Source organism: Nocardioides agariphilus (assembly GCF_015352445.1).
In the GTDB taxonomy this organism is placed as follows: Bacteria; Actinomycetota; Actinomycetes; order Propionibacteriales; family Nocardioidaceae; genus Nocardioides; species Nocardioides agariphilus.
The window spans coordinates 114436-137451 of sequence record NZ_JADKPO010000012.1 but is presented as its reverse complement, the minus strand read 5'-3'; the positions used below and the strand labels follow the sequence as shown (position 1 = coordinate 137451).

The window sequence follows — 23016 nt, the reverse complement described above, 5'->3', positions numbered from 1 at the left end:
CGGTTCCAGGCCGCGATGCCCAACCAGTGCTGGCAATCCGACTTCACCCACTACCCGCTCACCGACACCGAGACCTTTCCCAAGGGCATCGAGATCATCTCCTGGTTCGACGACTGCACCCGCTACGCACTCCACGTATCGGCCCACCAGGCGATCACCACCCCAATCGTGACCGCCACCTTCCGTAAAGCCGCAGGTCAACACGGCATCCCCGCCTCAACCCTGACTGACAACGGGATGGTCTACACCGTCCGCCTGGCCGGCCACGGCCGCCGAGGCGGCCGCAACGGGTTCGAGCAACAACTACGGACCTGGCACGTGGAACAGAAGAACTCCCGGCCCAACCACCCCACCACCTGCGGCAAGGTGGAACGGTTCCAGCAGACGATGAAGAAGTGGCTCCGCGCCCAGCCCGACCAGCCCGCCACCATCGCCGAACTACAAGCCCTGCTCGACCGGTTCACCACCGAGTACAACACCACCCGGCCGCACCGATCCCTACCCCACCGGGCCACCCCGGCAGGGCTCTACGACACCACGCCCAAAGCCGTCCCAGGGCCGAGCCGCGACACCGAGACCCACGACCGGATCCGACACGACCGCGTCGACAAGTCCGGCACCGTCACCCTGCGCGTGCACGGCCAACTACGCCACATCGGCATCGGACGAACCCACAAGGGAACCCCGTCATCCTGCTGATCCAGGACCTCGAGGTCCGCGTCGTCAACACCATCACCGGCGAACTGCTCCGCGAGCTGGTCATCGACCCAGACAAGGACTACCAGCCACGAAACCCGAAATGAAGAACACCCGAACCCACGTTTCCGTGGGTCCGGGTGTCCGGGATGTCCTGAGACATCACAAGTCCCCAAACGACAACAGCTGAACCTGCGATCCGCAGGTCCAGCTGTCCGGGATGTCCTGAGACATCACAGAGTGGCAGGTGAAGTGTCCTGGCTCAGGACATCGGCGACACGTGTCGCAGGTCATCGACGACAGCACGGTCGCGGCCGAGGCTCGGTCATGTGCTCGTCCAGGACCTCGACGTCCGCATCGTCGACGCCGCCACCGGAGAACTCCTCCGCGAGCTCACCATCGACCCACGACGCGACTACCAACCCACCGGCGCACCCAAAGGACCCACCCCGAAATGACAAACGGACCTGCGTAATCGCAGGTCCGCTGTCGCCGATGTCCTGAGACATCACATGAGTGGCAGGTGAAGGATTCGAACCTTCGAAGCTTTCGCGACGGATTTACAGTCCGCTCCCATTGGCCGCTCGGGCAACCTGCCGTGCTGGGCCCCCGCGTTTGGCGGTTGCGCAGCCGGTCGGAAGAATAGCAAGGCCGTACCTTCGACCTGAAAACGCCAGGACACCGCCCGATCACTGCCAGGGAGAGCACTCAGATGGCCGACTCATCGTTCGACATCGTCAGCAAGATCGACCGCCAGGAGGTCGACAACGCCCTCGGGCAGGCGGCCCGCGAGATCGCCACACGGTTCGACTTCAAGGGCACCGGTGCGACCATCGAGTGGCAGGGCGAGCGCGCGATCGAGATCTCGGCGTCGGCTGATGACCGGGCCAAGGCAGTGCTCGATGTGTTCAAGGACAAGCTGATCAAGCGCAACCAGAGCCTGAAGATCCTCGACGCCTCCGAGCCGCGCCAGTCGGGCCAGCAGAGCAAGATCGGGATCTCCCTCAAGGAGGGCATCAGCTCCGAGGACGCCAAGAAGATCAGCAAGCTGATCCGTGACGAGGGCCCCAAGGGCGTCAAGGCGCAGATCCAGGGCGACGAGCTGCGGGTCTCCAGCAAGAAGCGCGACGACCTCCAGGCTGTCCAGGCTCTGGTCAAGGCGCAGGACTACGACTTCGCGGTCCAGTTCACCAACTACCGCTGATAGCGGTCAGCCGGCCGCCCGCTCGTTCGACGTCTCCACCGTCACCGACGACTGATCGCCGACCTAGACCGCCCTCGACATGGCCGGGACAGCTCCCGGGTTGGGGCTGACCCACACGGTCTGATCCTCATGGAGTCCCAGCGCGTTGGCGTGCGCCTTGGTGAGCTGCACGGTGACCTCCTCGCCGCCGTCGGTCAGCACCGTGACGCGCACCTCGAAGCCGACACGCAGGACGCGACTGATCGTGCCCTGCGCCGCACCGGCGAGCACCGGCGCCGTGGAGATGTCGACGTCGTGGGGACGCACCGCCTCGCCGTTGACGCGGGTGACCTCGCCGAGGAAGCCCATCACGAAGTCGTTGGCCGGCTTGTCGTAGAGATCGTCGGGGCTGCCGATCTGCTCGACGCGACCCTCGTTGATCACCACGATCTCGTCGGAGACCTCCATGGCCTCCTCCTGGTCGTGGGTCACGAACACCGTGGTCACGTGCACCTCGTCGTGGAGACGGCGCAACCACTCGCGCAGCTCCTTGCGTACCTTCGCGTCGAGCGCGCCGAACGGCTCGTCGAGCAGCAGCACCTTGGGCTCCACCGCGAGCGCGCGGGCCAGCGCCATGCGCTGGCGCTGACCGCCGGAGAGCTGCGAGGGCAGCCGGTGGCTGAACTGCTGCAGGTGCACCAGTCGCAGCAGCTCGTCGACGCGCGCCGCGACCTCGTCCTTGGGCTTCTTGCGGATCTCCAGGCCGAAGGCGACGTTCTTGGCCACCGTCATGTGCTTGAACACGGCGTAGTGCTGGAACACGAAGCCGACGTTGCGCTTGCGCGCAGGCAGGTTCGTGGCCTCGGTGCCCTCGATGGTCACCGTGCCCTCATCGGCCGTGTCGAGACCGGCGATGATCCGGAGCAGGGTGGACTTGCCGCCACCCGAGGGCCCCAGGAGAGCCGTCAGCTGCCCAGTGGGCAGGGACACGGACACGTCCTCGAGCGCGACGAAGTCACCGAACCTCTTGGTGACGTTGCGAACCTCGATGCTCACTTCTTGTCTCCCTCCTTGGGACGCAGCAACGCGACGACGATGAGGCACAGCACCGCCGCGAAGGCGAGCATGAACGACACGGAGTACGCCGTCTCCTGCTGGAAGTTCTGGTACTTCTGCTGAACGAGCATGGGCGCGGTCGTGCTCTCGCCGCCCACATTGCCGGCCACGACCTTGACGGCGCCGAACTCACCGAGCGACCGGGCCAGACAGAGCACGACTCCGTAGACGATCGCCCACTTGATGCCTGGCAGGGTGATCCGCCAGAAGGTCTGCCAGGCGTTGGCCCCGAGGCTTCGGGCAGCCTGCTCCTGGTCGTCGCCCATGTCCTCGAGCACCGGCACGACCTCCCGGATCACCAGCGGCAGCGCCACGAACGCCGTGGCCATGATCATGCCGGGCTTGGCGAACACCACCTGGAGCCCTTGGTCCTCGAGCCAGGGACCGAACCATCCGTAGCGTCCGTTGTAGACCAGCACGAGCGCCAGGCCGACCACGACCGGCGATACCGACAGCGGTACGTCGATCAGCGCGTTGAGGACGCGCTTGCCCGGGAAGTCGAACCGCACCAGCAGCAGGGCCATGCCGACACCGAAGACCAGGTTGATCAGCACAGCGGCCACGGCGACGATCGCCGACAGCTTCAGCGCGTGCACGACGTCCGGGTCGCTCAACGCATCCGAGATGCCCTGGAACCCGTTGGCGAAGGTGTTCTTGGCGACCAGCGAGGTCGGCCACGCCACCAGGAAGAACAAGTAGGCGACGACGAGAACTCGCATCACCCACTTCACGGCCGGGCTGTCCTCGTGGGGACCGCGCGCCGTACTGCGGGGGTGCGGGTCCCGGGTACGTGTCGCCTCGACGGTCTGACTAGCCACGACGCGCCACCCTCCTCTGGATGACGTCGAGCGTGACGATCGCGAGCAGCGCCACCACGAGCAGGATCGTGGCGACGGCAGCGGCCGAGGCAGTGTCGCCACCCTCCAGGTACGACAGCATTCGCACGGAAGTCACCTCCGTGCGGTAGGGCAGGTTGCCACTCAGCAGGACCAGGGAGCCGTACTCGCTGATGCCGCGCGCGAACGACAGCGCGGCCCCCGCGAAGATGGCCGGCGCCAGCGTGGGCAGGGTGATCCGCCGGAAGGTGGTCAACCGCGACGCACCGAGAGAGGCGGCCGCCTCCTCGAAGTCGCGCTCCATCTCCTCCAGCACCGGTTGCACCGTCCTGACGATGAACGGCAGCGTCACGAAGGCGATGGCCAAGAACACCGCGACGCGGGTGTTGGAGGCGTGCACGCCGACCGGGCTGTTCGGCCCGTAGAGCGACAGCAGCACCAGACCGGCCACGATCGTCGGCAACGCGAACGGGATGTCGATGACGAGGTCGAGGATCGCCTTGCCTGGGAACCGGTCCCGGACCAGGACCCAGGCGATGATCGTGCCCATCACCATGTTGAGGGCGGTGACGCCGACCGAGGTGAGCACGGTCAGCCGGAGAGCGGCGAACGTCTGACGGTTGGTGACCGCATCGACGAACGTCTCCCAGCCTCCGCCACCGGCCTTGACGACCACGGCGGCGAGCGGGATCAGCACCAGGAGGCTGAACCACAGCATCGCCACGCCGAGACCGAGGCCGGAGCCACGGCTCAGCGAACGTGCCGAGGCCGGCCGACGCCTGCGCGTCGGCCGACCAAGGTCAGCACCTTGGGCTGCCGCTCCTACGACCGGAGCAGGAGCACTCATGGGTTACTCGCCCGCCTCCGCCTGGATCTTGGTGATGATGCCGTCGTTCTCGTCGAAGAACGTCGAGTTGGCGTCTGCCCAACCGTTGAAGTTGTCGTCGATCGTGAGCAGCGTGTCGGGAGCCGGGAACGGGTCGCCCGGGTCGTTGGCGCCCTGCACCTCGACGTCGCCGACGTCGACGAGCGGCCGGTAGCCGGTCTGGGCGTAGAGCTTCTGGCCATCCGCGGACTTCTGGAAGTCCATGAAGGCCTGGGCCTTGTCGGATGCCCCGTCGACGATGGCGCACGGGTTCTCGATGAGCAGGGTGCTGTCCGGGATGATGTAGTCGAAGTCTGTGCCGCTCTGCTTGGCCAAGATGGCCTCGTTCTCGTAGGAGAGCAGGACGTCGCCCGTGCCGCTGGTGAAGGCGGTCGTGGCGTCGCGGCCGGAGTCGGGCAGCGCGGCCACGTTGGCGAAGAACTTCTTCAGGTACGCCGCGGCGTCGGCGTCAGTGCCGCCGGCGCCGAGCTCCGCGCCGTAGGCGGCCAGCAGGTTCCACTTCGCCGAACCCGACGAAGCGGGGTTCGGCGTGACGATGCCGACGCCGGGCTGGATCAGGTCGTCCCAGGTCTGGATGTTCTTGGGGTTGCCCGTGCGGACGACCATGACCACGACGGACGTCGTGCAGATCCCCTTGGTGTCGTTGTCCTTCCAGTCCTCGGCCACCAGGCCCTCGTCGACGAGCTTCTGGACGTCGGGCTCGAGGGAGAGGTGCACCTCATCGGCCTTCTGGCCGGCGATGACCGCCCGGGCCTGGTCGCCGGAAGCACCGTAGGACTCCTTGAACTCGACGTCCTTGCCGGCGTCGGTGGCCTGGAAGGCCTCGATGACACCCGCGTTGGCCTGCTCGAGCACGGAGTAGCCGACGATGTTGAGGGTGCTGGCGTCGCTGCCGTCCCCGGAGGCGGAGTCGTCACCGCCGCAGGCGGAGAGGGCCAGGGCGGAGGCGAGTGCGCCGGCCAGCAGCACCGCCTTGAAGTTCTTGCGCATGATGTCGTCCCTTTCGCAGCACCTCGGGAGTGCCGGTGATGACTTAACTCGCGCAGACTACTAGAGATACGTTTGAAACTACGTATTGGGAACATTGGTGAGACATGTCGGCCACATCACACCTTCAGCGGCTCCCGCTTGCCGGGACGAAGCAGGTCTTCTGACCTGCGCGGACTATCCTGAGCAGTCGGCGCCAGACGTGTTTCCCCCGTTGTCCCAACGGTGCGAGCGCGGGTTGCGTGGCCCGAAGATCAAGCAGGGAAGCAAGAGGTGCAACGCACGGTGACCAAGCAGGTCAAGCAGCTCGACCGCGTCATCATCCGCTTCGCCGGCGACTCCGGTGACGGCATGCAGCTGACGGGCGACCGGTTCACCCAGGAGTCCGCAGCCTTCGGCAACGACCTCTCGACGTTGCCCAACTTCCCCGCCGAGATCCGGGCCCCGCAGGGCACGCTGCCCGGCGTCTCGTCGTTCCAGGTGCACTTCGCCGACCACGACATCCTCACGCCCGGTGACGCGCCTGACGTGCTTGTCGCGATGAACCCCGCGGCGCTGCGCGCCAACCTCGGCGACCTGCCCGCGGGAGCGACGATCATCGTCGACACCCACGACTTCACCGGCCGCAACCTGACGAAGGCCGGCTACACCACCAGCCCACTCGACGACGACTCGCTGGCCGCCTACGCCGTACACCCGGTGGACCTGACCGGCATGACCATCGAGGCGGTCAAGCAGTTCGGCCTCTCGCGCAAGGACGCGGCGCGCGCCAAGAACATGTTCGCCCTCGGCCTGCTCTCCTGGATGTACGGCCGCCCGACCGAGACCACGATCGCGTTCCTCGAGAAGCGGTTCGCCAAGGTTCCCGACATTCGCGACGCCAACGTGACGGCCTACCGCGCGGGGTGGAACTTCGGTGAGACCACCGAGGCGTTCGTGGTGCGCTACGAGATCAAGCCGGCACCGATGAAGCCGGGCACCTACCGCAACATCACCGGCAACCTGGCCCTGGCCTACGGCCTGGTGGCCAGCGGCGTGCGGTCCGGGCTGCCGCTGTTCCTCGGCTCCTACCCCATCACCCCGGCCTCCGACATCCTCCACGAGCTCAGCAAGCACAAGGCGTTCGGTGTCACGACCTTCCAGGCCGAGGACGAGATCGCCGGCATCGGCGCGGCACTGGGCGCCTCGTTCTCCGGCGCTCTGGGCGTCACCACCACCTCTGGTCCCGGCATCGCCTTGAAGTCCGAGACCATCGGTCTCGCGGTGATGACCGAGCTCCCGCTCATCGTGATCGACGTGCAGCGCGGCGGTCCGTCGACCGGGCTGCCCACCAAGACCGAGCAGGCCGACCTGCTGCAGGCGATGTTCGGCCGCAACGGCGAGTCGCCGGTGCCGATCGTGGCCCCGCAGTCGCCGGGCGACTGCTTCGACGTCGCGCTCGAGGCCGCCCGCATCGCGGTCACCTACCGCACGCCGGTGATGCTGCTCTCCGACGGCATGCTGGCCAACGGCTCGGAGCCCTGGCGGATCCCCGACCTCGACGAGCTGCCCACGATCGACCCCGGGTTCGCGACCTCACGCAACCACGGCGCGGGCGACGAGACGGAGTTCTGGCCGTACCTCCGCGACGAGCAGACCCTCGCGCGGCCGTGGGCGATCCCCGGTACTCCGGGGCTCGAGCACCGCATCGGCGGTCTCGAGAAGGCCGACGGCAACGGCAACATCTCCTACGACCCGGCCAACCACGACTTCATGGTCCGCACGCGTCAGGCCAAGGTCGACCGGATCGCCGAGTCGCTGCCGCCGCTCGAGGTCGACGACCCCAGCGGCAGCGCGAAGGTGCTCGTCCTCGGGTGGGGTTCGACCTACGGCCCCATCGGTGCCGGTTGCCGTCGGGTGCGCAACGCCGGCCACCAGGTCGCCCAGCTGCACCTGCGCCACCTCAACCCGTTGCCGCGCGACCTCGGCGACATCCTCAAGCGCTACGACAAGGTGCTGATCCCCGAGATGAACCTCGGGCAGCTCGGCATGCTGATCCGCGCGAAGTACCTCGTCGACGCCGTCGGCTACCACCAGGTCAATGGCATGCCGCTCAAGGCCGCCGCGCTCGCCCACGCCATCGCCGACCTGGTCTCCGAGGCGGAGGGCCATGAGGCGCCGCTCGGGGTGTGGGGCGAGACCGTCGTGAAGGAGCACGTCCAGTGAGGATCGACCAGTGAGCACTACCGATCACATGACAGGGCTCCCGACACCCGGGCTGCGCAGCGGCATCGAGCTGGTGCCGACCGCTGACGGACCCCAGACCGCCAAGGAGTTCACCTCCGACCAGGAGGTGCGTTGGTGCCCGGGCTGCGGCGACTACGCGGTGCTCAAGGCGGTGCAGGGCTTCCTGCCCGACCTCGGGCTGCGGCGGGAGAACATCGTCTTCGTCTCCGGCATCGGCTGCTCCTCGCGCTTCCCCTACTACCTCGACACCTACGGGATGCACTCGATCCACGGGCGCGCCCCGGCGATCGCGACCGGCATCGCCACGACACGCCCCGATCTGTCGGTGTGGGTGGTCACCGGTGACGGCGATGCGCTCTCGATCGGCGGCAACCACCTGATCCACGCGCTGCGCCGCAACCTCAACATGACGATCCTGCTGTTCAACAACCGGATCTACGGACTGACCAAGGGCCAGTACTCCCCCACCTCCGAGCCCGGCAAGATCACCAAGTCGACGCCGATGGGCTCCCTCGACCACCCCTTCAACCCGGTCTCGCTCGCGCTCGGCGCCGAGGCGACGTTCGTGGCTCGCACCATCGACTCCGACCGCAAGCACCTGACCTCGGTGCTGTCGGCCGCAGCCGCCCACCGCGGCACGTCGCTGGTGGAGATCTACCAGAACTGCCCGATCTTCAACGACGGCGCCTTCGACGCGATCAAGGACCGCGACCCCTCGGCCGCCTCGGTGATCCCGTTGGTCGACGGCGAGCCGATCCGCTTCGGCCCCGACGGCTCGCTGGGTCTGGTCCGCGACCAGGCCACCGGTGGCGTCAAGGTCGCCGAGGTCGCCGACCTGGGCAAGGGAGCCGAGGACTCGATCCTGGTCCACGACTCCCGCGCCACCGACCCGACCACGGCGTTCGCGATCTCGCGTCTGACCGACGCGGGCTTCCTGCACCGCGCCCCCATCGGCATCTTCCGCCAGGTCGAGCGGCCGACGTACGACGACCTGGCCCGCGACCAGATCGCCGCCGCGCGCGACCAGGCGGCGGGCGAGCCCACCGACCGCCTCAACTCGCTGATCCACGGCTCCGACACCTGGACCGTCGTCTAGCGGTTGCCCGCAGACGAAACCCGGGACAGGCGCTCAGACGACGCCGGTCCCGGGTTCACTGTTCCGCGCGAGTCAGACGCGGTGGTCTCATCTCGCCGGCAAGCAGCCGGTCCAGATACCGGTCGCGTGGACGCAGTCGGTCCCACGGCTGGCCTCCACCGACGAGCCTGGGGTGTCGGTGCCGCCGATCCACGACACGGCGATCACCAGGGCCACGACCATCGCGTAGGCCGCGAGCAGGGCAACGACCCCAGGCTTGCCCCCAGGTTCGCCGCTGATGCCGCGCTGGGAGTCCTCGGGCTCGCCGGGCTCGAAGGCGTACGGCGAGAGTCCGGGCAGTCCCGAACGCCGCTGGTCGTGCAGACCGCGAGCGACGAGGGAGTAGCTGTATCCGTACATGGTCGGGTTCCTTTGCCGGCTAGAGGGCGGGCGGGCACGGGGCGAAGGTGTTGACCTTGTGGCCGCCGGTCGTGCAGCTGGAGGTGGTCTTGGAGGACTGGTCGGAAGCCGGCGGGTCCTGGGCGGCCAACACCCCGAGCGCCGTGATGCTGACGACGAGGGTGACGATGCCGGCCAACCACCTGGCCGAGGCGCCCAGTGGGCGAGGTGTCTCGGATGCGGCCGGAGTCGGGGTGATCAGCTGGCGGAGCGCCTCGCGCTCGGCGGCGTGCTCGTGCATCAGGTGGCGGGCGTAGAGCGGGTGGTAGTAGCCGTACATCGTGCTCTCCTCGGATCGTTTCGGGTGGTTGCTCGGCGCCGCTCAGCGGCAGTCGGTCTTGTGGGTGTCGGCGGTCTTGAGCCGGCAGATGGTGTAGGCCTCGGGGGCGTTGTCGTCCGAGCCGGACTGCGCCACGACGAAGACGAAGACCAGAGCCACGAGCGCAGCCAGGGCGACGATCGGGGCCACCAGGCGCACGGCCAGCGAGCGCGCGGAGACGTCGGCGGCGGGCTTCGCGGTCTTGGTGGGACGGTGGGTCTGGGTGGTGGGCGTCGCCATGAGCTGGCGGATGGCGATGGAGGCGGGGATGCCGTTCATGGGGTGCTCCTTGGCTGTCTGAGGGGTCTGGCTGACATCCCTGAGACTTCGCCTAAGGGGTCACCTAGGACATCGGGTGAACTCCTAGACCTCGCGTCAGACCCTCTGCCCGGGCAGCTGCTGGAGTGGCGGGCGCGAGATCCCGCGCCACGGCCGCAGCCTCGGTGCGGTTGGTGACGCCGAGCTTGGCGAGCAGGTTCGTGACGTGGACCGACACGGTCTTCTCGCTGATGAACAAGCGCTCCGCGATCGCTCGGTTCGTCGCACCCGTCGCAAGTACGTCGAGCACCTCACGCTCGCGAGCAGTCAGGATGTCCAGCTTCGAGGGGCGATCGTCACCCGGGACCGGGATCCGGTGCCGGCGCCCCAGCTTGAGCGCCTCCTCGAGCACGCCGTTCATGCCCATGGCCCTGGCGTCCGCGACCACCTCGGGCAGCAACGTACGGGCCTCGTCACGCACGCCCTCGGACAACAAGGACTGCACGAACCTCAACCGCACGGGCAGGGCGAACCCCGCGCCGACAGGGATCGCCGCGTCGTACGCCGCGCGCCACAGGTCCGTCGCTGGCTCGCCGTGCAGCTCCGCCCGCAACGCCTTGGCCGAAAGGACGCTCACGCCGGTCTCCGATGCGGGCGGCCCGTCCACCAGTCCGGCCTCGGAGCGAGACAGAAGCGCATCCGCGCGGCTGAGCAAGTCCGCGTCAACCACTCGAGCGTCGGCTCGCGTCGCCTCGAGCGCCAGGTAGAGGACGGCGGCCATCACGCCGAGGCTCATGGGGAAGTCCGAAGGCTCGATCCGCGACGAGTACTCGTCGGCAACCTCCACGGCTTCGGAGACCAGCCCGTTGGCGAGCAACACCTTCACATGGAGCAGAACCTCCTCGGTGTTGGGAAAGCCGAGGAACTGACGGACCATCGCCATGCGTGGCCGCTCTGCCTGGAGCGCGGCGTGGTAGTCACCTCGCGCGATCAGCAGCGCGACGTGGGCACCGATGCCCTCGATCCGTCCCAGGGGCCCGTCGACAAGCAGGGCATCCATGGTTTCTGCTGCGGCATCGAGCCGCCCGAGGTTGACCAGGCCGCTCACCAGCCAGAACGCGGCCTTCCGTGCGGAATCGGGAAAGCCGGCGGCGGTGGCATCCCGCCAGAGCTCCTCGGCCAGCCCGACCCCTCGGTGAGTGTCGACGCCGTTCACGAGCATCGCCAGCCGTTCCCCATCGTGCTTGTACGCCTGGTAGAGCTCTCCTCCGCGACGCGCCAGGCCCCCTGCGGTGTGGAACTGGCGCGCTGCGTGGTCCGGGTGACCCCTGCCCATGCTGCAAAGCGCGCTCACCCACCACCCGGTCGCCTCGACTGCCGGCAGCCCCAGAGCCGCTCCGAGTTCGATCACCCGCGGCGCCAACTCCTCGCCCTCGCGCAGCCGTTCTAGACGCATCATCAGCTCGGCTCGCATGGACATCGCCTCGGCGAGCTCCCGGGTCAGCTGGTCGCCGAGCCCTGCGATCGCCAGGTCCAGCGCTTCCTCCTGACCGACGTACCCCTCCAGCTCGAAGTCGGTATAGACGTACGTCGTGTAGACGCGGGCTGCTGCGTGCGGGTCGGAGGTCTCGGTCAGAGCGTCCAGCGCCTTGGCGATGAGCACACGGCTCCGGTCCCACTCCGAGCAGCGATGGTGCAACAGTGCGAGGACGGCCAGCAGCTCGGCCCGCACCGGCCCTGCGTCGTGGGGGACGCGGTCATACAGCTCGAGGGCCCGCTCCAGGTGGGCGATCCCATCCCGTAGCCCCAGCTTGTGCGCCGCGAGTCCGGCTCGCACTGAGGCCTGATAGGCCCGCCGTAAGTCGCGTGCGGCGTGCCAGTGAAACGCCACCACACCCAGATCGGAGAGAGACGCGTCGGCTTCTGATCTCCGTTCCACGGCCTCAGCTATCAGCCGATGGGCCTCAGTGCGCTCTCCGGGCATGAGATCTCCGTAGACCGCCTCGCGCAGCAGACCGTGCCGGAAGTCCAGGTGGCTGCCGACATGTGTGACGACGTTGGCCGCCAATGCCTCGCGCAGGCTCGCGTCCACGGCAGCCGCGTCGAGCCCGGTGACGTGACACATCAGCTCGGCGTCGAGCCGGCTCCCGTTGGCTGAGGCCAGTCGCAGCAGGCCGCGGGTGGTGTCGCTGAGTGCATCCACGCGCGCGAGCATCAGCGCACCCAGCTGCTCGGGGAGCCCGCCGGGACCGGCAGCCAGCAGCTCCTCGGCGTACAACGGATTCCCCTCGCTGCGCTCGACGACCTGCTGCGACGCTGCGTCGTCGTCGATCCCGCGGCTACGCACGATCTCGGAGATGCTCCGCTCGTCGAGTGCATGCAGCTCGAGTCGGACAGCCCCCGGCCCCCGCCCCATCTCGGCCACGGCGCCGGAGAACTGGTGATGACGGTTGATCTCGTCGGCCCGGTAGGTCAGTAGCAGGCAGAGCGGACCACGCGCAGTGCGGGAAAGCGCTGTTGCAAGGTCAATGGTCGAACGGTCAGCCCAGTGCAGGTCCTCGAGCACCAGCAGCACCGGGCTCTGCGCGGCGAGCTCGCCGACCACGGTGCCCAGCTCGTCGACGCTCCCTTGGTCAGTCTCACCTCGCAGGTACGGCGCCAACCGACGCGTGACTGGGGGCAGCTCGTCGTCAGCTCGGGCGAGAACTGCCTGGCGCAACGCCTCACGCACCGCTCGGAGAGCCACTCCATCAGCGATGTCCAGGCAGTGACCGACCAGCACCGTGAAGCCCAGTCCCGCCGCCTGCTCGGCGATGGCTGTGGTCAACGTGGTCTTGCCGATCCCCGCATCCCCGCCCACCAGCAGCACCCGAGGCTGACCTCTGGCTGCGGCCTCCAGCGCTGCCGTCGCCTCGGCGAGCTCGCGGTCCCGTCCGAACATCTGCCTCACTCGACCACCGCCAGATCGCGCGCCACCGCCGCAGCCTCGGTCCGGTTGGTGACACCCAGCTTGGCGAGGAGGTTGGTGACATGGACCGAGACGGTCTTCTCGCTGATGAACAAGCGCGCCGCAATCGCTCGGTTCGTCGCACCCGTCGCAAGTACGTCGAGCACCTCACGCTCACGGGCGGTCAGGATGTCCAGCCGGTGCGGCCGATCGTCACCTGCGACCGGGATGCGATGGCGGCGCGCCAGCTTGAGCGCGTCGTCGACGACACCCTGCGCTCCCATGGCCCTGGCTTCGTCGACGATCTCGGGCAACGCGGTGCGAGGCTCGTCGCGCTCACCTCCGACGAGCAGCGACTGCACCAACCGGAGCCGGATCGGCAGCGCAAGACCCGGACCCACGTGGGCGGCCGCGGCGTACGCCGCCCGCCACAGGTCAGCGGCCGGCTCACCGTGGAGCTCGGCTCGCAGTGCGACAGCGCACGGGGTGCTGTAGCCCAGGAACGAACGCTGGCCCTCGACCGGCAACGCGCCGTCGTAGGTCGCCAGGAAGCGGTCTGCCTGAACCAGTACCTCCTCGGCCTGGGCAAGCCCTGCACGACGTCCGGCCTCGACGGCAAGGTAGGCGCCGTGGACGACCGGTCCGCGACCGACGATCCCGTCCGAGTGCTCGAAGAGGGTCAGCCACTCGGCCGAGCGTTCCAGCGCCTCGGCCACGAGTCCGTTGGCCAGCAGCACCTGGACGTGCATGAGCGTCCACTCGTAGTTGGGCACTGAGGCAACCGGCGAGAAGCCCGCCATCCGCAGGCGCTCCAGGTCGAGTGCGGCCGCAGTTTCGTCGCGCAACAGGTGCAGCCGCGCGCGTGGCACCAGCAGCAGGTAGTCGTCGCTGGGGATCCCGCCTGAGTCAACGGCCTCGCCGATGGCCAGCTCCGCGTCCGTGAAGCGACCCAGGCTGAGGAGGCCGGTCGCTCGTTCCAGAGCGGCCATTGCCACGAGGTCGGGCGACCCGTCGCGCGCGCGACGTTGCACCTCCTGAGCACGCACGAGGCCACGCATCGGGTCGAGACCTGCGAGCTCGATCATCACGACACCGAGCTCACACAGCAGTTCGCCTCCGCCCATCCCGATGCGCCGGCAGATCTTCTGTGCCTTGGCGAAGTAGCTCGCCGCCCCTGGCAGATCACCGAGCCACATCGCGCACCAGCCGCGCGCACGCCAGGTGTCTGCCTCCTCCCTCGGAACCTCCAAGGTGCCCGCGATCTCCAGCGCCTGGCGCAGAGCCGTGTCTGCGGCGACCATCCGCTCATGGCGCATGTGGATGCCGGCCAGGGTGCTGAAGGCCTTCACGAGCTCCTCGGTCGGTTGTCCGCGAAGTCCCTCAATGGCTCGCCCCAGCGCCTCCTCGTGGGTCGGCCCACCTTCGATCTCGAGCGAACGCACCGCGTACGACGTGTAGATGCGCGCCGCAAGCAGCGGGTCGTCCGTCCCCTCGACGAGGTCCAGGGCCTCCGCTATCAGCTCCCGCGAGCGCTCCCGGTCGAAGGCCCATTCGACCCCTGAGGCCAGCATCCGCAGGAGGTCGGCCTTGTGGATGCCGGGACTGGGCACCTGGTCGTAGAGCTCGAGCGCACGTGTGAGCGGCGTCGCCGTGTCGAGCAAGGCCTGCTCCCAGGCCATCTGCCCGGCGCGCAGCGATGCGTCGAAAGCTGCCTGCACGTCACGCGCTGCGTACCAGTGATGGGACAGCAGGCCCAACACCGGCAGACTCGCCTCGTCACCGGCCAGCCGATCGATGCCCTCCGCGAGTCGCCGATGCGCTTCGGTTCGCTCACCCGGCAGCAGGTCGTCGTAGACCGCCTCGCGCAGCAGGCCATGACGGAAGTCCAGGTGCTCGCCGACCCGTCTGACGACGTTGGCGTCGATGGCCTCGCGCAGTACGTCGTCCAGGCCGGCCGAGTCGAGACCGCTGGCCTCGGTCAGCAGCTCGGGCCACAACCGGGTGCCGTGGGCAGAGGCCAGCCGCAGCACGCCGCGCGCCCCGTCGGACAGCGAATCCACTCGCGACAGCAGGAGGTCGCTGAGCTGCTCCGGGATCCGGTCGCTGCCCGCTGCGAGCAGCTCCTCGGCGTACAGCGGGTTGCCCTCCGAGCGGGCGTGCACGGCGTCCGCAAGCCCAGCGTCGTCGATGCCGGCACGGGCGACGAGCGCCCTGACCTGCTCGGCGTCGAGCGACGCAAGCGGGAGCCGTTGCACGCCTGGTGCCTTGGCCAGGTCAGCCAGTGCCTGACGGAACGGATGCCGCCTGTTGATCTCGTCGGCGCGATAGGTGAGCACCAGGCACAGCCGGCCGGTGGCGGTGCGGGCAACCGAAGTGACGAAGTCGATCGTGGCCGCGTCGGCCCAGTGCAGGTCCTCGATCACCAGCAGCAACGGCTCGTCACCGGCGAGCTCCGAGACTGCGGCAGCCAGCTTGTCCACGGACACGTCGTCAGTGGTAGCGGCCAGCTCGGGCATCGCGCGCCGCAGTGCCTCACGGACTGGCCCCAACCTGGAACCGTCATCGATGTCGAGGCAGTGGCCGGCAAGGATCGTGAATGCCTGACCGCCGGCGAGATCGGCAACCTGGTTGACGAACGAGGTCTTGCCGATGCCGGCGTCACCGCCGACGAGCAGCACCCGCGGGGCACCGGACGCAGCAGCGGCCAGGGCCGTCGTGGCCCGTTCGACCTCAGCGTCCCGCCCGATCAGTCCGGGCGATGAGTCCATCATCGGCGTGCCCCCGGTCCCGGCTCCCACGCGTCGTACGGGACCGGTTCAGTGTAGGACCGAGCCACCCCTTCGGGTGGTGGGGTTTCGAGGCTCAACCCACGATCCGCCCGGACAGGCGAAGGGGCCCCACCCGAGAGGGGGCCCCTCTGACGCCACCTCGCTGAACCCCGCTCTCCGGGGCCGAGGCGTTGGACTGGCTAGGTGACGTAGGTCCGGTAGACCTGCGTGAAGGACCTGCTGTAGTCGCCAGACTTCGGGACCACGCCCTTCCAGTACCAGTAGCCGGTCCGAGGTGCGTAGATACGGGTGCGCCAGCGGCCCGCGCCATCTGTCATGGGCTGCCTGACGAGCTTCCATGCGCAGCCCTTGCAGAGGCGCTTGTAGATCTGGACTCTCTTGTGTGCCCACCCGGGGTCGACGTCACCCCTGAAGATCAGCCAGCCCTGGTCGTTGACGAAGACCTCGTCGTTCATCTCCCGACGCGGCAGCTCCCGGGATCCTGCCGCGGTCGCGGAGAACGCCGATGAGGGCGCAAGTGCGATGAGCAGGACGAGACCGCATGCCGCCATCGCGGTCACCAGCCTCGTCAGCCGCACGGCGCCTCCAGTGGACTCGCTGAAGGGTCGGTGGGGCCGACCCGAGGGGCTCCTACCCGTCGTTGCCGCCAGTCAAACCTGCTCATGCCGATGATTGTCGCGCCCGTATGCTCGCCGAGTGCCGCCGTCTCGCCAAGGTCTGCTCTACGGCGTGGCGGCCTATGTCATCTGGGGAGCGTTCCCCTTGTACTGGCCGCTCCTCGAGCCGGCCGGATCCGTCGAGCTGCTGGCCCACCGCGTCGTCTGGTCGGTGATCACTCTTGCCGTCCTGCTCGTCCTTCTGCGTCGGCGTCGCCAGTTCCGCGAGCTGTTCACCGACCGCCGGGTCCTGGGCATGCTGACCCTGGCGGCGTTCGTGATCACCCTCAACTGGGGGACCTACATCTACGGCGTCACCAACGATCGCGTCGTGGAGACCTCGCTCGGCTACTTCATCAACCCACTCGTCACCGTGCTCATGGGTGTGCTGCTCCTCGGCGAGCGACTGCGGCCGCTGCAGTGGTCGGCCATCGGGATCGGCGCGCTGGCCTGCCTGGTGCTCACGGTCGACTACGGCCATCCACCGTGGATCGCGCTGGTCCTGGCGTTCTCGTTCGGCACCTACGGGCTGGCCAAGAAGCAGGCCGGTGCCGAGGCGGTCGAGAGCCTGACCTTCGAGACCTTGCTGATCGCGCCGTTCGCCTTGGCCTACCTGGGCTGGTTGAGCTCGCGAGGAGACTCGTCGTTCGCCTCGGAGGGGTGGGGGCACGCGCTTCTGTTGATGTCAGCGGGCCTGGTCACCGCCGTACCGCTGCTGTGCTTCGGGGCCGCAGCGATCCGCGTGCCGCTGGTGACGTTGGGGTTGATGCAGTACCTGGCGCCCGTGCTGCAGTTCGTCCTCGGCGTCTTCTACTTCCATGAGGACATGTCATCAGGCCGCTGGATCGGCTTCGCGCTCGTGTGGGTCGCCCTGTCGATCTTCACCTTCGAGTCACTGCGCAACCGTCGCCACCTGCTACGACTGGCTGCCGAGGCCGCCGCCGTCTGAGAGGGCGTCGAGGTCGCGCACCGCGAACCGGTGGTGCTCCCACTCCTCCTCGAGGATCACGTGGAGGCACTTCAAGACGGTCTCGGGATGGTCGGGATCATGAGGGTTGCGGCGCTCCTCGGCAAGCTGCTCAGGCGTCGTGGAGTCGATGAAGTCGCGCACCATCGTGGCTCGCTCGGCACGGACCCTCAGGACCTCGTCATAGGGCGGGACCTCGCGTGCGAACATCGACGGGTCGACCTCACCCGAGCTGCCGAGATCGACCTGGCCGATCGGGTGGAAGGGGTCCTCGACCTCCAGGACCGCTTTGCGCAGCCACATGTCGGTGGCGTGGACGAGATGACGCAGCGTCTGGGCGAACGACCACTCCCCGCCGACCGACAGGTCGACGCTGCCCGGCGGCATCGCGGCGACGCGCGCGAGAGTGGCGTCCCAGGTGCGCTGCAGCGAGTCCCACGCCTCGCGCAGACCCACCGGATCAACCGCTGTGCGCTGGGCGCGGCCGGGGAAGCGCTTGTCGAGCTCGGCCTCGACGAAGCCGGTCACATCGACGCCGTTGATCCGCAGGAACTCCCCGAACGGCAGCCACGGTGCGTCGATGTCGGCCCGTGCCAGCTCGACGCCCCGCATGATCACGCCCGTCAGGTCGGACTCGACGAACCTCGCCCCCGACAGGTTGGCGCCACGGAACTCGGCACCCTGCAGATCGTCGTCTCCGGTGAAGGTTGGCATGCGAGCACAGTAGGAGTGCGCGCCGACAGGATGCTGGGCGCGGACTTCACCCGCGAAGGGGTACGTGCCCGTGCTGCCGGAGCCTTGCCGCTGGTTGACTCGAGCAGAAGCCCCGTCGCTGGTTGAGGAGGTTGCGCTAGCAACCGTCTCGAAACCAGGCCGGGCGTGCCGGTAGCCCGCCCGTGGTGGTTCTTGGGCGGGTACGGCGGTCGAGGGGTCAGGCTGGTGGTCTCAGGCTGCTGGTCGTGGGTGTCGGCGTCTGTGTCTGTCGTGGGACACATCGAGGGTGCCGGTGTGGTCGCGGAGGTAGTGGTAGCCGTGGGGGCTGGTCCATAGGTAGGTGCCGGGGGTGAGGATCAGGTATCGCCAGCGGCCGTGGGTTTTCAGCCGGTGATGCTTGCGGCATAGGGCCGCGATCTGGCAGGTGCAGGTGGCCCCGCCTTGGGCGTAGGGGTGGTTGTGGTCGCAGTCGGCCGCATGCTCGCCCGGTTTCAGTTTCCGGGCTGGTTTCGTGCACCACGGGAAGACGCAGGTGTGGTCCCTGAGGGCGACGGGTTCGCTGATCCGGCCGTCGATCTCATAGGCGCCGTGGTGGACGTGCTTCGCCACATCGATCACCGGTTTCACGGTGATCCGGGCGTCGGGGTTGCCGCACCAGGTCCGGATGGTCTCGGCCAGCACCGGGGTGGCGGTGTTCTCCACCCGCCCCACACTCCAGCCACCCATCGAGCCACCCGTCGAGCCGGTGGTTGAGCCAGCGGTGGTGGCGGCGTCGGTGAGGTGGAGGTAGAGCACCATGTCCCGCGGCTTGCTCGGCTTGCTCGGCTTGCTCGGCTTGGTCTGGGGTTGGTGTTCGTCGTCGACCATCTGGGGGTAGTCGAGGGTGAGGTCGCGGCGGGCGATGTTGCCGACCGCTACGGAGCGGCGTTGGTCCAACGTGAGGGGGGAGCCGAGGTCGGCCTGAACCTTCGCGTCGGCGGTGAGGGCGTTGTGGAGGTCGATGGCGTCGGCCAGGTCGAGCTCGCCGCTGACCTGGCAGGTTCCGGCGATCGCGACGGTGTCGAAGTCGATGTCGAAGCGGCGTTGGTCCCAGGCCTGCTGGCGGTCGGCTTCGGCTTGGTCGGGCATGTGCCGGGCGACCGCCTCGGCGATGAGCCGGTCGAGCTGGGCGGGGCCGATCTTGTGGGCGACCGGTGCCACATGCTTGTCGACATAGGTCGCGGCGTCGGGGGTCAGCCATCGGGTCTGCTCGGCGACCCGGCGGGCCTTCCACGCCGCCAGGTCACCGGTGGTGACTCGGGCCCACAGCTTGTTCAACCGGTATCTGAGTTCGAGGGCGTGCCCGAGGTAGCGTCTGCCGGACTCGGTGGTCGTCCCGATCGCGGCGGCGAACTCGGCGATGGAGAACTCCGCGACCAGGGGTGCGCCCGGGCCGGCGATCGGGACCGGGACGTCACCGTGGAGCCGGAAGGTGCCGGCATCGGCCAACGACTCGGCGGGATGGATGAGCGCCCACTGCACCGCCAGCTCCAACAGCCTCGCCTCCGCAGCGTCGGCTGCGGTACGGAGTTCGCGGGCGGCCTCGAGCACCGTTGACGCCAAGTCCGGCAGCCATGCCGACCCGTCGTCTGGCTGCTGGTCCCGAGTTCCGCTCATGGGTCTATTCGATCATCGAGCACCGACAGTCCAGGGTCGAGAACCCCTGTATCTGCTGGGGTTTCTCACATGCTGGGCCCACCAAACAACCGCCCCCCGTTGGTTGAGGAAGGCGCGCTAGCGCCTGTCTCGAAACCCCGCGAGTGAACCGCCGACGTCGCAGTCACCTGGTTTCGAGACGGTTGCTGCGCAACCTCCTCAACCAGCAGAGACCGGCGCAACCTCCTCAACCAGCAGAGACCGGCGCAACCTCCTCAACCAGCAGAGACCGGCGCGTCCTCCTCAAGCGCCGACGGTTCGCGAGGTTCGGGACTTATCCCGATATCCCGGACCCCGGCTTAGGAGGACAGTCAGGGACATCGAGAACCTCGGCGACCCCAGGAGGTCAGTGATGCCGCAGGCAACAGGCGGTCTGTTCGGGCGGGACCGCGAGCTCGGCCAGGCGCACGAGGCCGTCGTCGCGGCTGGGACGGGCAGCCCGCAGGTGCTGCTCGTCGGGGGCGACGCCGGCATCGGCAAGACGAGCCTGGTGACCCGCGTCGGCGAACGCGCGCGCGAAGCGGGATTCACGGTGTTGGTGGGCCACTGCCTCGACATCGACAACGGCGTGCCCATCCAGTCGGTGCGCGAAGCCCTGCGTGGCGCCGTGGCTGACCGGTCGGCCGAGCACCTGCCACCAGTGACGCGACGGATGGCGACCTTCTTGCTCGGCGGTGCACCCGGCGGCTCGGGGTCCGCGTCTTCCGCACTCGAAGACCTCGGGCTGGTGGTCGCCGAGCTGTCAGCCGAATCGCCGCTGATGCTCGTCCTCGAGGACATGCACTGGGCAGACCGCTCGACGCAGGACTTCGCGGTCACCCTCTCGCGGACGGCGCGTGGCCCTGTCTGTCTGGTGCTGACCTTCCGCACCGACGAGCTGACCCGCCGCCATCCCTTCCGCCGAGCGCTCGTCGAGCTCGGGCGCAGTGCCGGAGCCCGTCGTCTCGACCTGCAGCCCCTCGACCGCGACGGGATCTCGGGGATTGTCGAGCAGTGCACGGGCCGGCGAGACCAGGCGTTCGTCGGTGCGACGCTGGCACGCTCCGAAGGAAACCCGCTGTACGCCGAGGAGCTCTTGCAGGCCGGACCCGCTGCGCTCGCCGGACCACTGGGCGACCTGCTGCTGGCTCGGGTGGAGGCCCTCTCCCCACCGACGCGAGAGCTGCTCCGTCTGGCCTCCGTCGGCGGCAGCCGGCTCGACCCGCCGGTTCTCGCCGACCTGAGCGCGCTGGACGACCTCGCCCTGGAGACCTGCCTGCGCGAGGCCATCGACGCCAACGTCCTGCGCGCCTCCGGTGAGCACCTCGACTTCCGCCACGGGCTCCTTCGCGAGGCCATCTACGACGACCTGCTGCCCGGGGAGCGCACACGTGCCCACGCGCGGATGGCCGCGTGCCTGCAAGCACGCCTCGGCGACGATGCCGAGATGGCCGAGCTCGGGGTGCTGGCCTTCCACTGGTACGCCGCCCACGACCAGACAGAGGCATTCCGCGCGTCCGTGCGGGCGGGACGCGCGGCCCGCACGTACGGCGGGCCTGAGGCCGTCACGCACCTCGAGCGCGCGCTCGAGCTCTACGACCAGGTCCCGCACGAAGGCGGGATCGGCGACGTCCCCAAGGCGGACCTCGTCCGACTCCTCGCGGAGGCGTGCAAGGAGCACCACGACTTCGACCGCGCCAGCGTGCTGATGCGCGAGGCTCTCGACCTCCTCGACGACGACACCGAGCCCCTACTTGCCAGCCGCGTGTACTCGTCGTACGCCGTCTTGTGCGGCGAGCTGGAGGGCCACCTGCACCACCGTGAGGCGGTCGAGCGAGCGATCGCGTACGCCGAGGGGGAGCCGTCCGAGGAGCTCGCCACTGCGCTGTACATGATGTCGCGGCTGCACTGGCGGCAGGAGCAGATCGCCGAGGCGTTCCGCTACGCCGAGCGGGCGATCGAGGTGGCCACGGCTGTCCCCGTACCCGCGGTCGAGGCCGTCGCCCGGCAGTCCAGGGGCTGGTCGCACTGGAACCTCGGACGCATCGACGAGGCGCTGGCCGACTTCGAGGCGGCCGCCAAGGCAGCCGCGCGTGGTGGCAGCGTGGCGGAGACGCTCTGGTCGGAGGTACACCGCGCGTTGGTGCTCATCGACCTGCCGGACTCCGACGCGTGGACGGGACTGGTCGTCGAGGGGCGCGACCGTGCTCGGGCCCAAGGGCTGCCAGACGTCGCGCAGGAGTGCGCGATCATCCTCGCCCGCGGCTACCTCCAACAAGGTCGCCTGGACGACGCCGACCTGCTGCTGTCCGAGCTGACGGAGGAAGGTCTCGGTCCCGACCACCACCTGTGGCGGGAGGCCCGGTCCCTCTTGCTCCTCCACAGGGGCGACGCCGCGGCAGCACTTCCGCTCGAACGCGACACGATGGCCCTGTGGCGGTCGGTCGCCGTCATCCCGGACTGGGAGTTCGTGACTCATCACGTGCGGGTGCTGGAGGGCAACGGGCTCATCGATGAGGCCGTCAGCGTGGGCCGCGAGTACGTCGAGATGCTGCAAGACGCCGACGGGATCTACACCCTGGCCGGTGCCGCCGTGCTGGGCTACGTGACGCTGGCCGCCGCCCAGCGTGCCGGCCTGCCCCTCGACGAGGACCTGCTCGCCCGGGCCGACGCCAAGCTCGAGCAGGCGGCAGCGCTGATCACCGGACGGGCCCTGGCGACCTGGGGAGGCACTCATCTGGCGCTGGCCCGGGCGCTCCGGGCGGACCTGGTCGGCGAGCCGTCGACCGACCTGTGGCAGACGGCGTACGACGCGTGCTCACGGATCGGCGCCGGGCACGCCCTACAGGCCTGGCTGGGGCTGGCCCACGCGGTGGCCGCGAGCGGAGAACGTGACCGAGCCCGGTCGATGCTGCCGGAGCTCTGGGCGCATGCCCGCGAGATGGGTGCGCTCGGCGTTGCCGACGACGTGGCCAGGCTGGCGCGCCGACACCGCATCCCGCTTCCGGACGGCCAGGTGCCGAACCGTCTCGACGTACTGACGGCTCGCGAGCGCGAGGTGCTCGACGTCTTGGCCACGGGAGCGACCAACCTGCAGATCGCCGAGCGGCTGTTCATCAGCAAGAAGACCGTCAGTGTCCATGTCACCAACCTGCTGGCCAAGCTCGGCGTGACCAACCGCGGCGCGGCGGCGGCTCTTGCTCGCGAGCTGACCCGGGTCGACTGAGG

General features: G+C 68.7%; 18 protein-coding genes and 1 tRNA gene. 6 read left to right on the top strand and 13 right to left on the bottom strand.

The window, feature by feature from the left end:
* A partial coding sequence (locus tag ISU10_RS10975; protein ID WP_228500476.1) for an integrase core domain-containing protein occupies nucleotides 1–699 on the top strand: 699 nt, incomplete at its 5' end.
* A gap of 514 nt (nucleotides 700–1213) precedes the next feature.
* Here ISU10_RS10975 and ISU10_RS10970 read toward each other — a convergent pair.
* Nucleotides 1214–1294: transfer RNA gene (locus ISU10_RS10970), tRNA-Tyr, on the bottom strand.
* Nucleotides 1295–1408: 114 nt separating this feature from the next.
* Here ISU10_RS10970 and ISU10_RS10965 point away from each other — a divergent pair.
* Entirely contained in the window at nucleotides 1409–1900 is a 492-nt protein-coding gene (locus tag ISU10_RS10965; protein WP_194696424.1) for a YajQ family cyclic di-GMP-binding protein, read from the top strand.
* 63 nt (nucleotides 1901–1963) lie between these two features.
* On the opposite strand, the gene ISU10_RS10960 is transcribed toward ISU10_RS10965, so the two are convergent.
* From ISU10_RS10960 to ISU10_RS10945, 4 genes are read right to left on the bottom strand one after another with little or no spacing between them, the layout of a single operon-like run.
* Complete coding sequence (locus ISU10_RS10960; protein ID WP_194696423.1) at nucleotides 1964–2935, bottom strand: sulfate/molybdate ABC transporter ATP-binding protein; 972 nt, start codon at nucleotides 2933–2935, stop codon at nucleotides 1964–1966.
* A complete protein-coding gene (locus ISU10_RS10955) occupies nucleotides 2932–3813 on the bottom strand; it encodes a sulfate ABC transporter permease (RefSeq protein ID WP_370865157.1) in 882 nt (293 codons plus the stop codon). Before ISU10_RS10955 ends, ISU10_RS10960 begins: the two co-directional genes overlap by 4 nt.
* The gene (cysT, locus tag ISU10_RS10950) at nucleotides 3806–4678 is read right to left on the bottom strand and encodes a sulfate ABC transporter permease subunit CysT (RefSeq protein ID WP_194696422.1); all 873 of its coding nucleotides are present in this window, start codon (nucleotides 4676–4678) and stop codon (nucleotides 3806–3808) included. Before cysT ends, ISU10_RS10955 begins: the two co-directional genes overlap by 8 nt.
* A gap of 3 nt (nucleotides 4679–4681) precedes the next feature.
* The gene (locus tag ISU10_RS10945) at nucleotides 4682–5707 is read right to left on the bottom strand and encodes a sulfate ABC transporter substrate-binding protein (RefSeq protein ID WP_194696421.1); all 1026 of its coding nucleotides are present in this window, start codon (nucleotides 5705–5707) and stop codon (nucleotides 4682–4684) included.
* Nucleotides 5708–5977: 270 nt separating this feature from the next.
* Between ISU10_RS10945 and ISU10_RS10940 the strand changes: the two genes are divergently transcribed.
* Together ISU10_RS10940 and ISU10_RS10935 are read left to right on the top strand one after the other, a co-directional pair.
* Entirely contained in the window at nucleotides 5978–7909 is a 1932-nt protein-coding gene (locus tag ISU10_RS10940) for a 2-oxoacid:acceptor oxidoreductase subunit alpha (protein ID WP_370865155.1), read from the top strand.
* A 28-nt stretch (nucleotides 7910–7937) separates the two neighbouring features.
* The gene (locus ISU10_RS10935; protein ID WP_194696446.1) at nucleotides 7938–9026 is read left to right on the top strand and encodes a 2-oxoacid:ferredoxin oxidoreductase subunit beta; all 1089 of its coding nucleotides are present in this window, start codon (nucleotides 7938–7940) and stop codon (nucleotides 9024–9026) included.
* An 87-nt stretch (nucleotides 9027–9113) separates the two neighbouring features.
* Here ISU10_RS10935 and ISU10_RS10930 read toward each other — a convergent pair whose 3' ends face one another.
* The 6 genes from ISU10_RS10930 to ISU10_RS10905 all read right to left on the bottom strand — a co-directional run bounded on the left by ISU10_RS10930 (nucleotide 9114) and on the right by ISU10_RS10905 (nucleotide 16355).
* A complete protein-coding gene (locus ISU10_RS10930) occupies nucleotides 9114–9425 on the bottom strand; it encodes a hypothetical protein (protein WP_194696419.1) in 312 nt (103 codons plus the stop codon).
* Between the two features lie 19 nt (nucleotides 9426–9444).
* Nucleotides 9445–9744 carry a hypothetical protein gene (locus ISU10_RS10925; RefSeq protein ID WP_194696418.1) on the bottom strand — a complete coding sequence of 100 codons (300 nt, stop codon included), beginning with the start codon at nucleotides 9742–9744 and terminating at the stop codon, nucleotides 9445–9447.
* A gap of 42 nt (nucleotides 9745–9786) precedes the next feature.
* Entirely contained in the window at nucleotides 9787–10062 is a 276-nt protein-coding gene (locus ISU10_RS10920) for a hypothetical protein (RefSeq protein ID WP_194696417.1), read from the bottom strand.
* A gap of 64 nt (nucleotides 10063–10126) precedes the next feature.
* The gene (locus ISU10_RS23830) at nucleotides 10127–12982 is read right to left on the bottom strand and encodes a helix-turn-helix transcriptional regulator (protein WP_194696416.1); all 2856 of its coding nucleotides are present in this window, start codon (nucleotides 12980–12982) and stop codon (nucleotides 10127–10129) included.
* A 5-nt stretch (nucleotides 12983–12987) separates the two neighbouring features.
* A complete protein-coding gene (locus ISU10_RS23825) occupies nucleotides 12988–15786 on the bottom strand; it encodes a helix-turn-helix transcriptional regulator (RefSeq protein ID WP_194696415.1) in 2799 nt (932 codons plus the stop codon).
* 170 nt (nucleotides 15787–15956) lie between these two features.
* The gene (locus ISU10_RS10905) at nucleotides 15957–16355 is read right to left on the bottom strand and encodes a hypothetical protein (RefSeq protein ID WP_194696414.1); all 399 of its coding nucleotides are present in this window, start codon (nucleotides 16353–16355) and stop codon (nucleotides 15957–15959) included.
* A 118-nt stretch (nucleotides 16356–16473) separates the two neighbouring features.
* On the opposite strand from ISU10_RS10905, the gene rarD reads away from it, so the two are divergent.
* Complete coding sequence (gene rarD / locus ISU10_RS10900; protein ID WP_370865152.1) at nucleotides 16474–17382, top strand: EamA family transporter RarD; 909 nt, start codon at nucleotides 16474–16476, stop codon at nucleotides 17380–17382.
* Here the strand turns inward: rarD and ISU10_RS10895 are convergent.
* On the bottom strand, nucleotides 17350–18114 hold the full coding sequence (locus tag ISU10_RS10895; protein ID WP_194696413.1) for a DinB family protein: 765 nt from the start codon (nucleotides 18112–18114) through the stop codon (nucleotides 17350–17352). The genes rarD and ISU10_RS10895 overlap by 33 nt on opposite strands.
* A 231-nt stretch (nucleotides 18115–18345) precedes the next feature.
* Nucleotides 18346–19770 (bottom strand): HNH endonuclease signature motif containing protein, encoded by a 1425-nt coding sequence (locus ISU10_RS10890; protein ID WP_194696412.1) that lies wholly within the window; start codon nucleotides 19768–19770, stop codon nucleotides 18346–18348.
* A 391-nt stretch (nucleotides 19771–20161) separates the two neighbouring features.
* On the opposite strand from ISU10_RS10890, the gene ISU10_RS10885 reads away from it, so the two are divergent.
* Nucleotides 20162–23014, top strand: a complete 2853-nt coding sequence (locus ISU10_RS10885; protein ID WP_194696411.1) for a helix-turn-helix transcriptional regulator — start codon at nucleotides 20162–20164, stop codon at nucleotides 23012–23014.
* Nucleotides 23015–23016 lie beyond the last annotated feature (2 nt).

What these genes read in the sequence shown, in the direction of transcription:
- ISU10_RS10965 (WP_194696424.1), top strand. Translation starts at nt 1,409, where the DNA reads ATGGCCGACTCATCGTTCGACATCGTCAGCAAGATCGACCGCCAGGAG.
- cysT (WP_194696422.1), bottom strand. Translation starts at nt 4,678, where the DNA reads ATGAGTGCTCCTGCTCCGGTCGTAGGAGCGGCAGCCCAAGGTGCTGAC.
- ISU10_RS10945 (WP_194696421.1), bottom strand. Translation starts at nt 5,707, where the DNA reads ATGCGCAAGAACTTCAAGGCGGTGCTGCTGGCCGGCGCACTCGCCTCC.
- ISU10_RS10935 (WP_194696446.1), top strand. Translation starts at nt 7,938, where the DNA reads ATGACAGGGCTCCCGACACCCGGGCTGCGCAGCGGCATCGAGCTGGTG.
- ISU10_RS10930 (WP_194696419.1), bottom strand. Translation starts at nt 9,425, where the DNA reads ATGTACGGATACAGCTACTCCCTCGTCGCTCGCGGTCTGCACGACCAG.
- ISU10_RS10925 (WP_194696418.1), bottom strand. Translation starts at nt 9,744, where the DNA reads ATGTACGGCTACTACCACCCGCTCTACGCCCGCCACCTGATGCACGAG.
- ISU10_RS10920 (WP_194696417.1), bottom strand. Translation starts at nt 10,062, where the DNA reads ATGAACGGCATCCCCGCCTCCATCGCCATCCGCCAGCTCATGGCGACG.
- ISU10_RS23830 (WP_194696416.1), bottom strand. Translation starts at nt 12,982, where the DNA reads ATGTTCGGACGGGACCGCGAGCTCGCCGAGGCGACGGCAGCGCTGGAG.
- ISU10_RS10895 (WP_194696413.1), bottom strand. Translation starts at nt 18,114, where the DNA reads ATGCCAACCTTCACCGGAGACGACGATCTGCAGGGTGCCGAGTTCCGT.
- ISU10_RS10890 (WP_194696412.1), bottom strand. Translation starts at nt 19,770, where the DNA reads ATGAGCGGAACTCGGGACCAGCAGCCAGACGACGGGTCGGCATGGCTG.
- ISU10_RS10885 (WP_194696411.1), top strand. Translation starts at nt 20,162, where the DNA reads ATGCCGCAGGCAACAGGCGGTCTGTTCGGGCGGGACCGCGAGCTCGGC.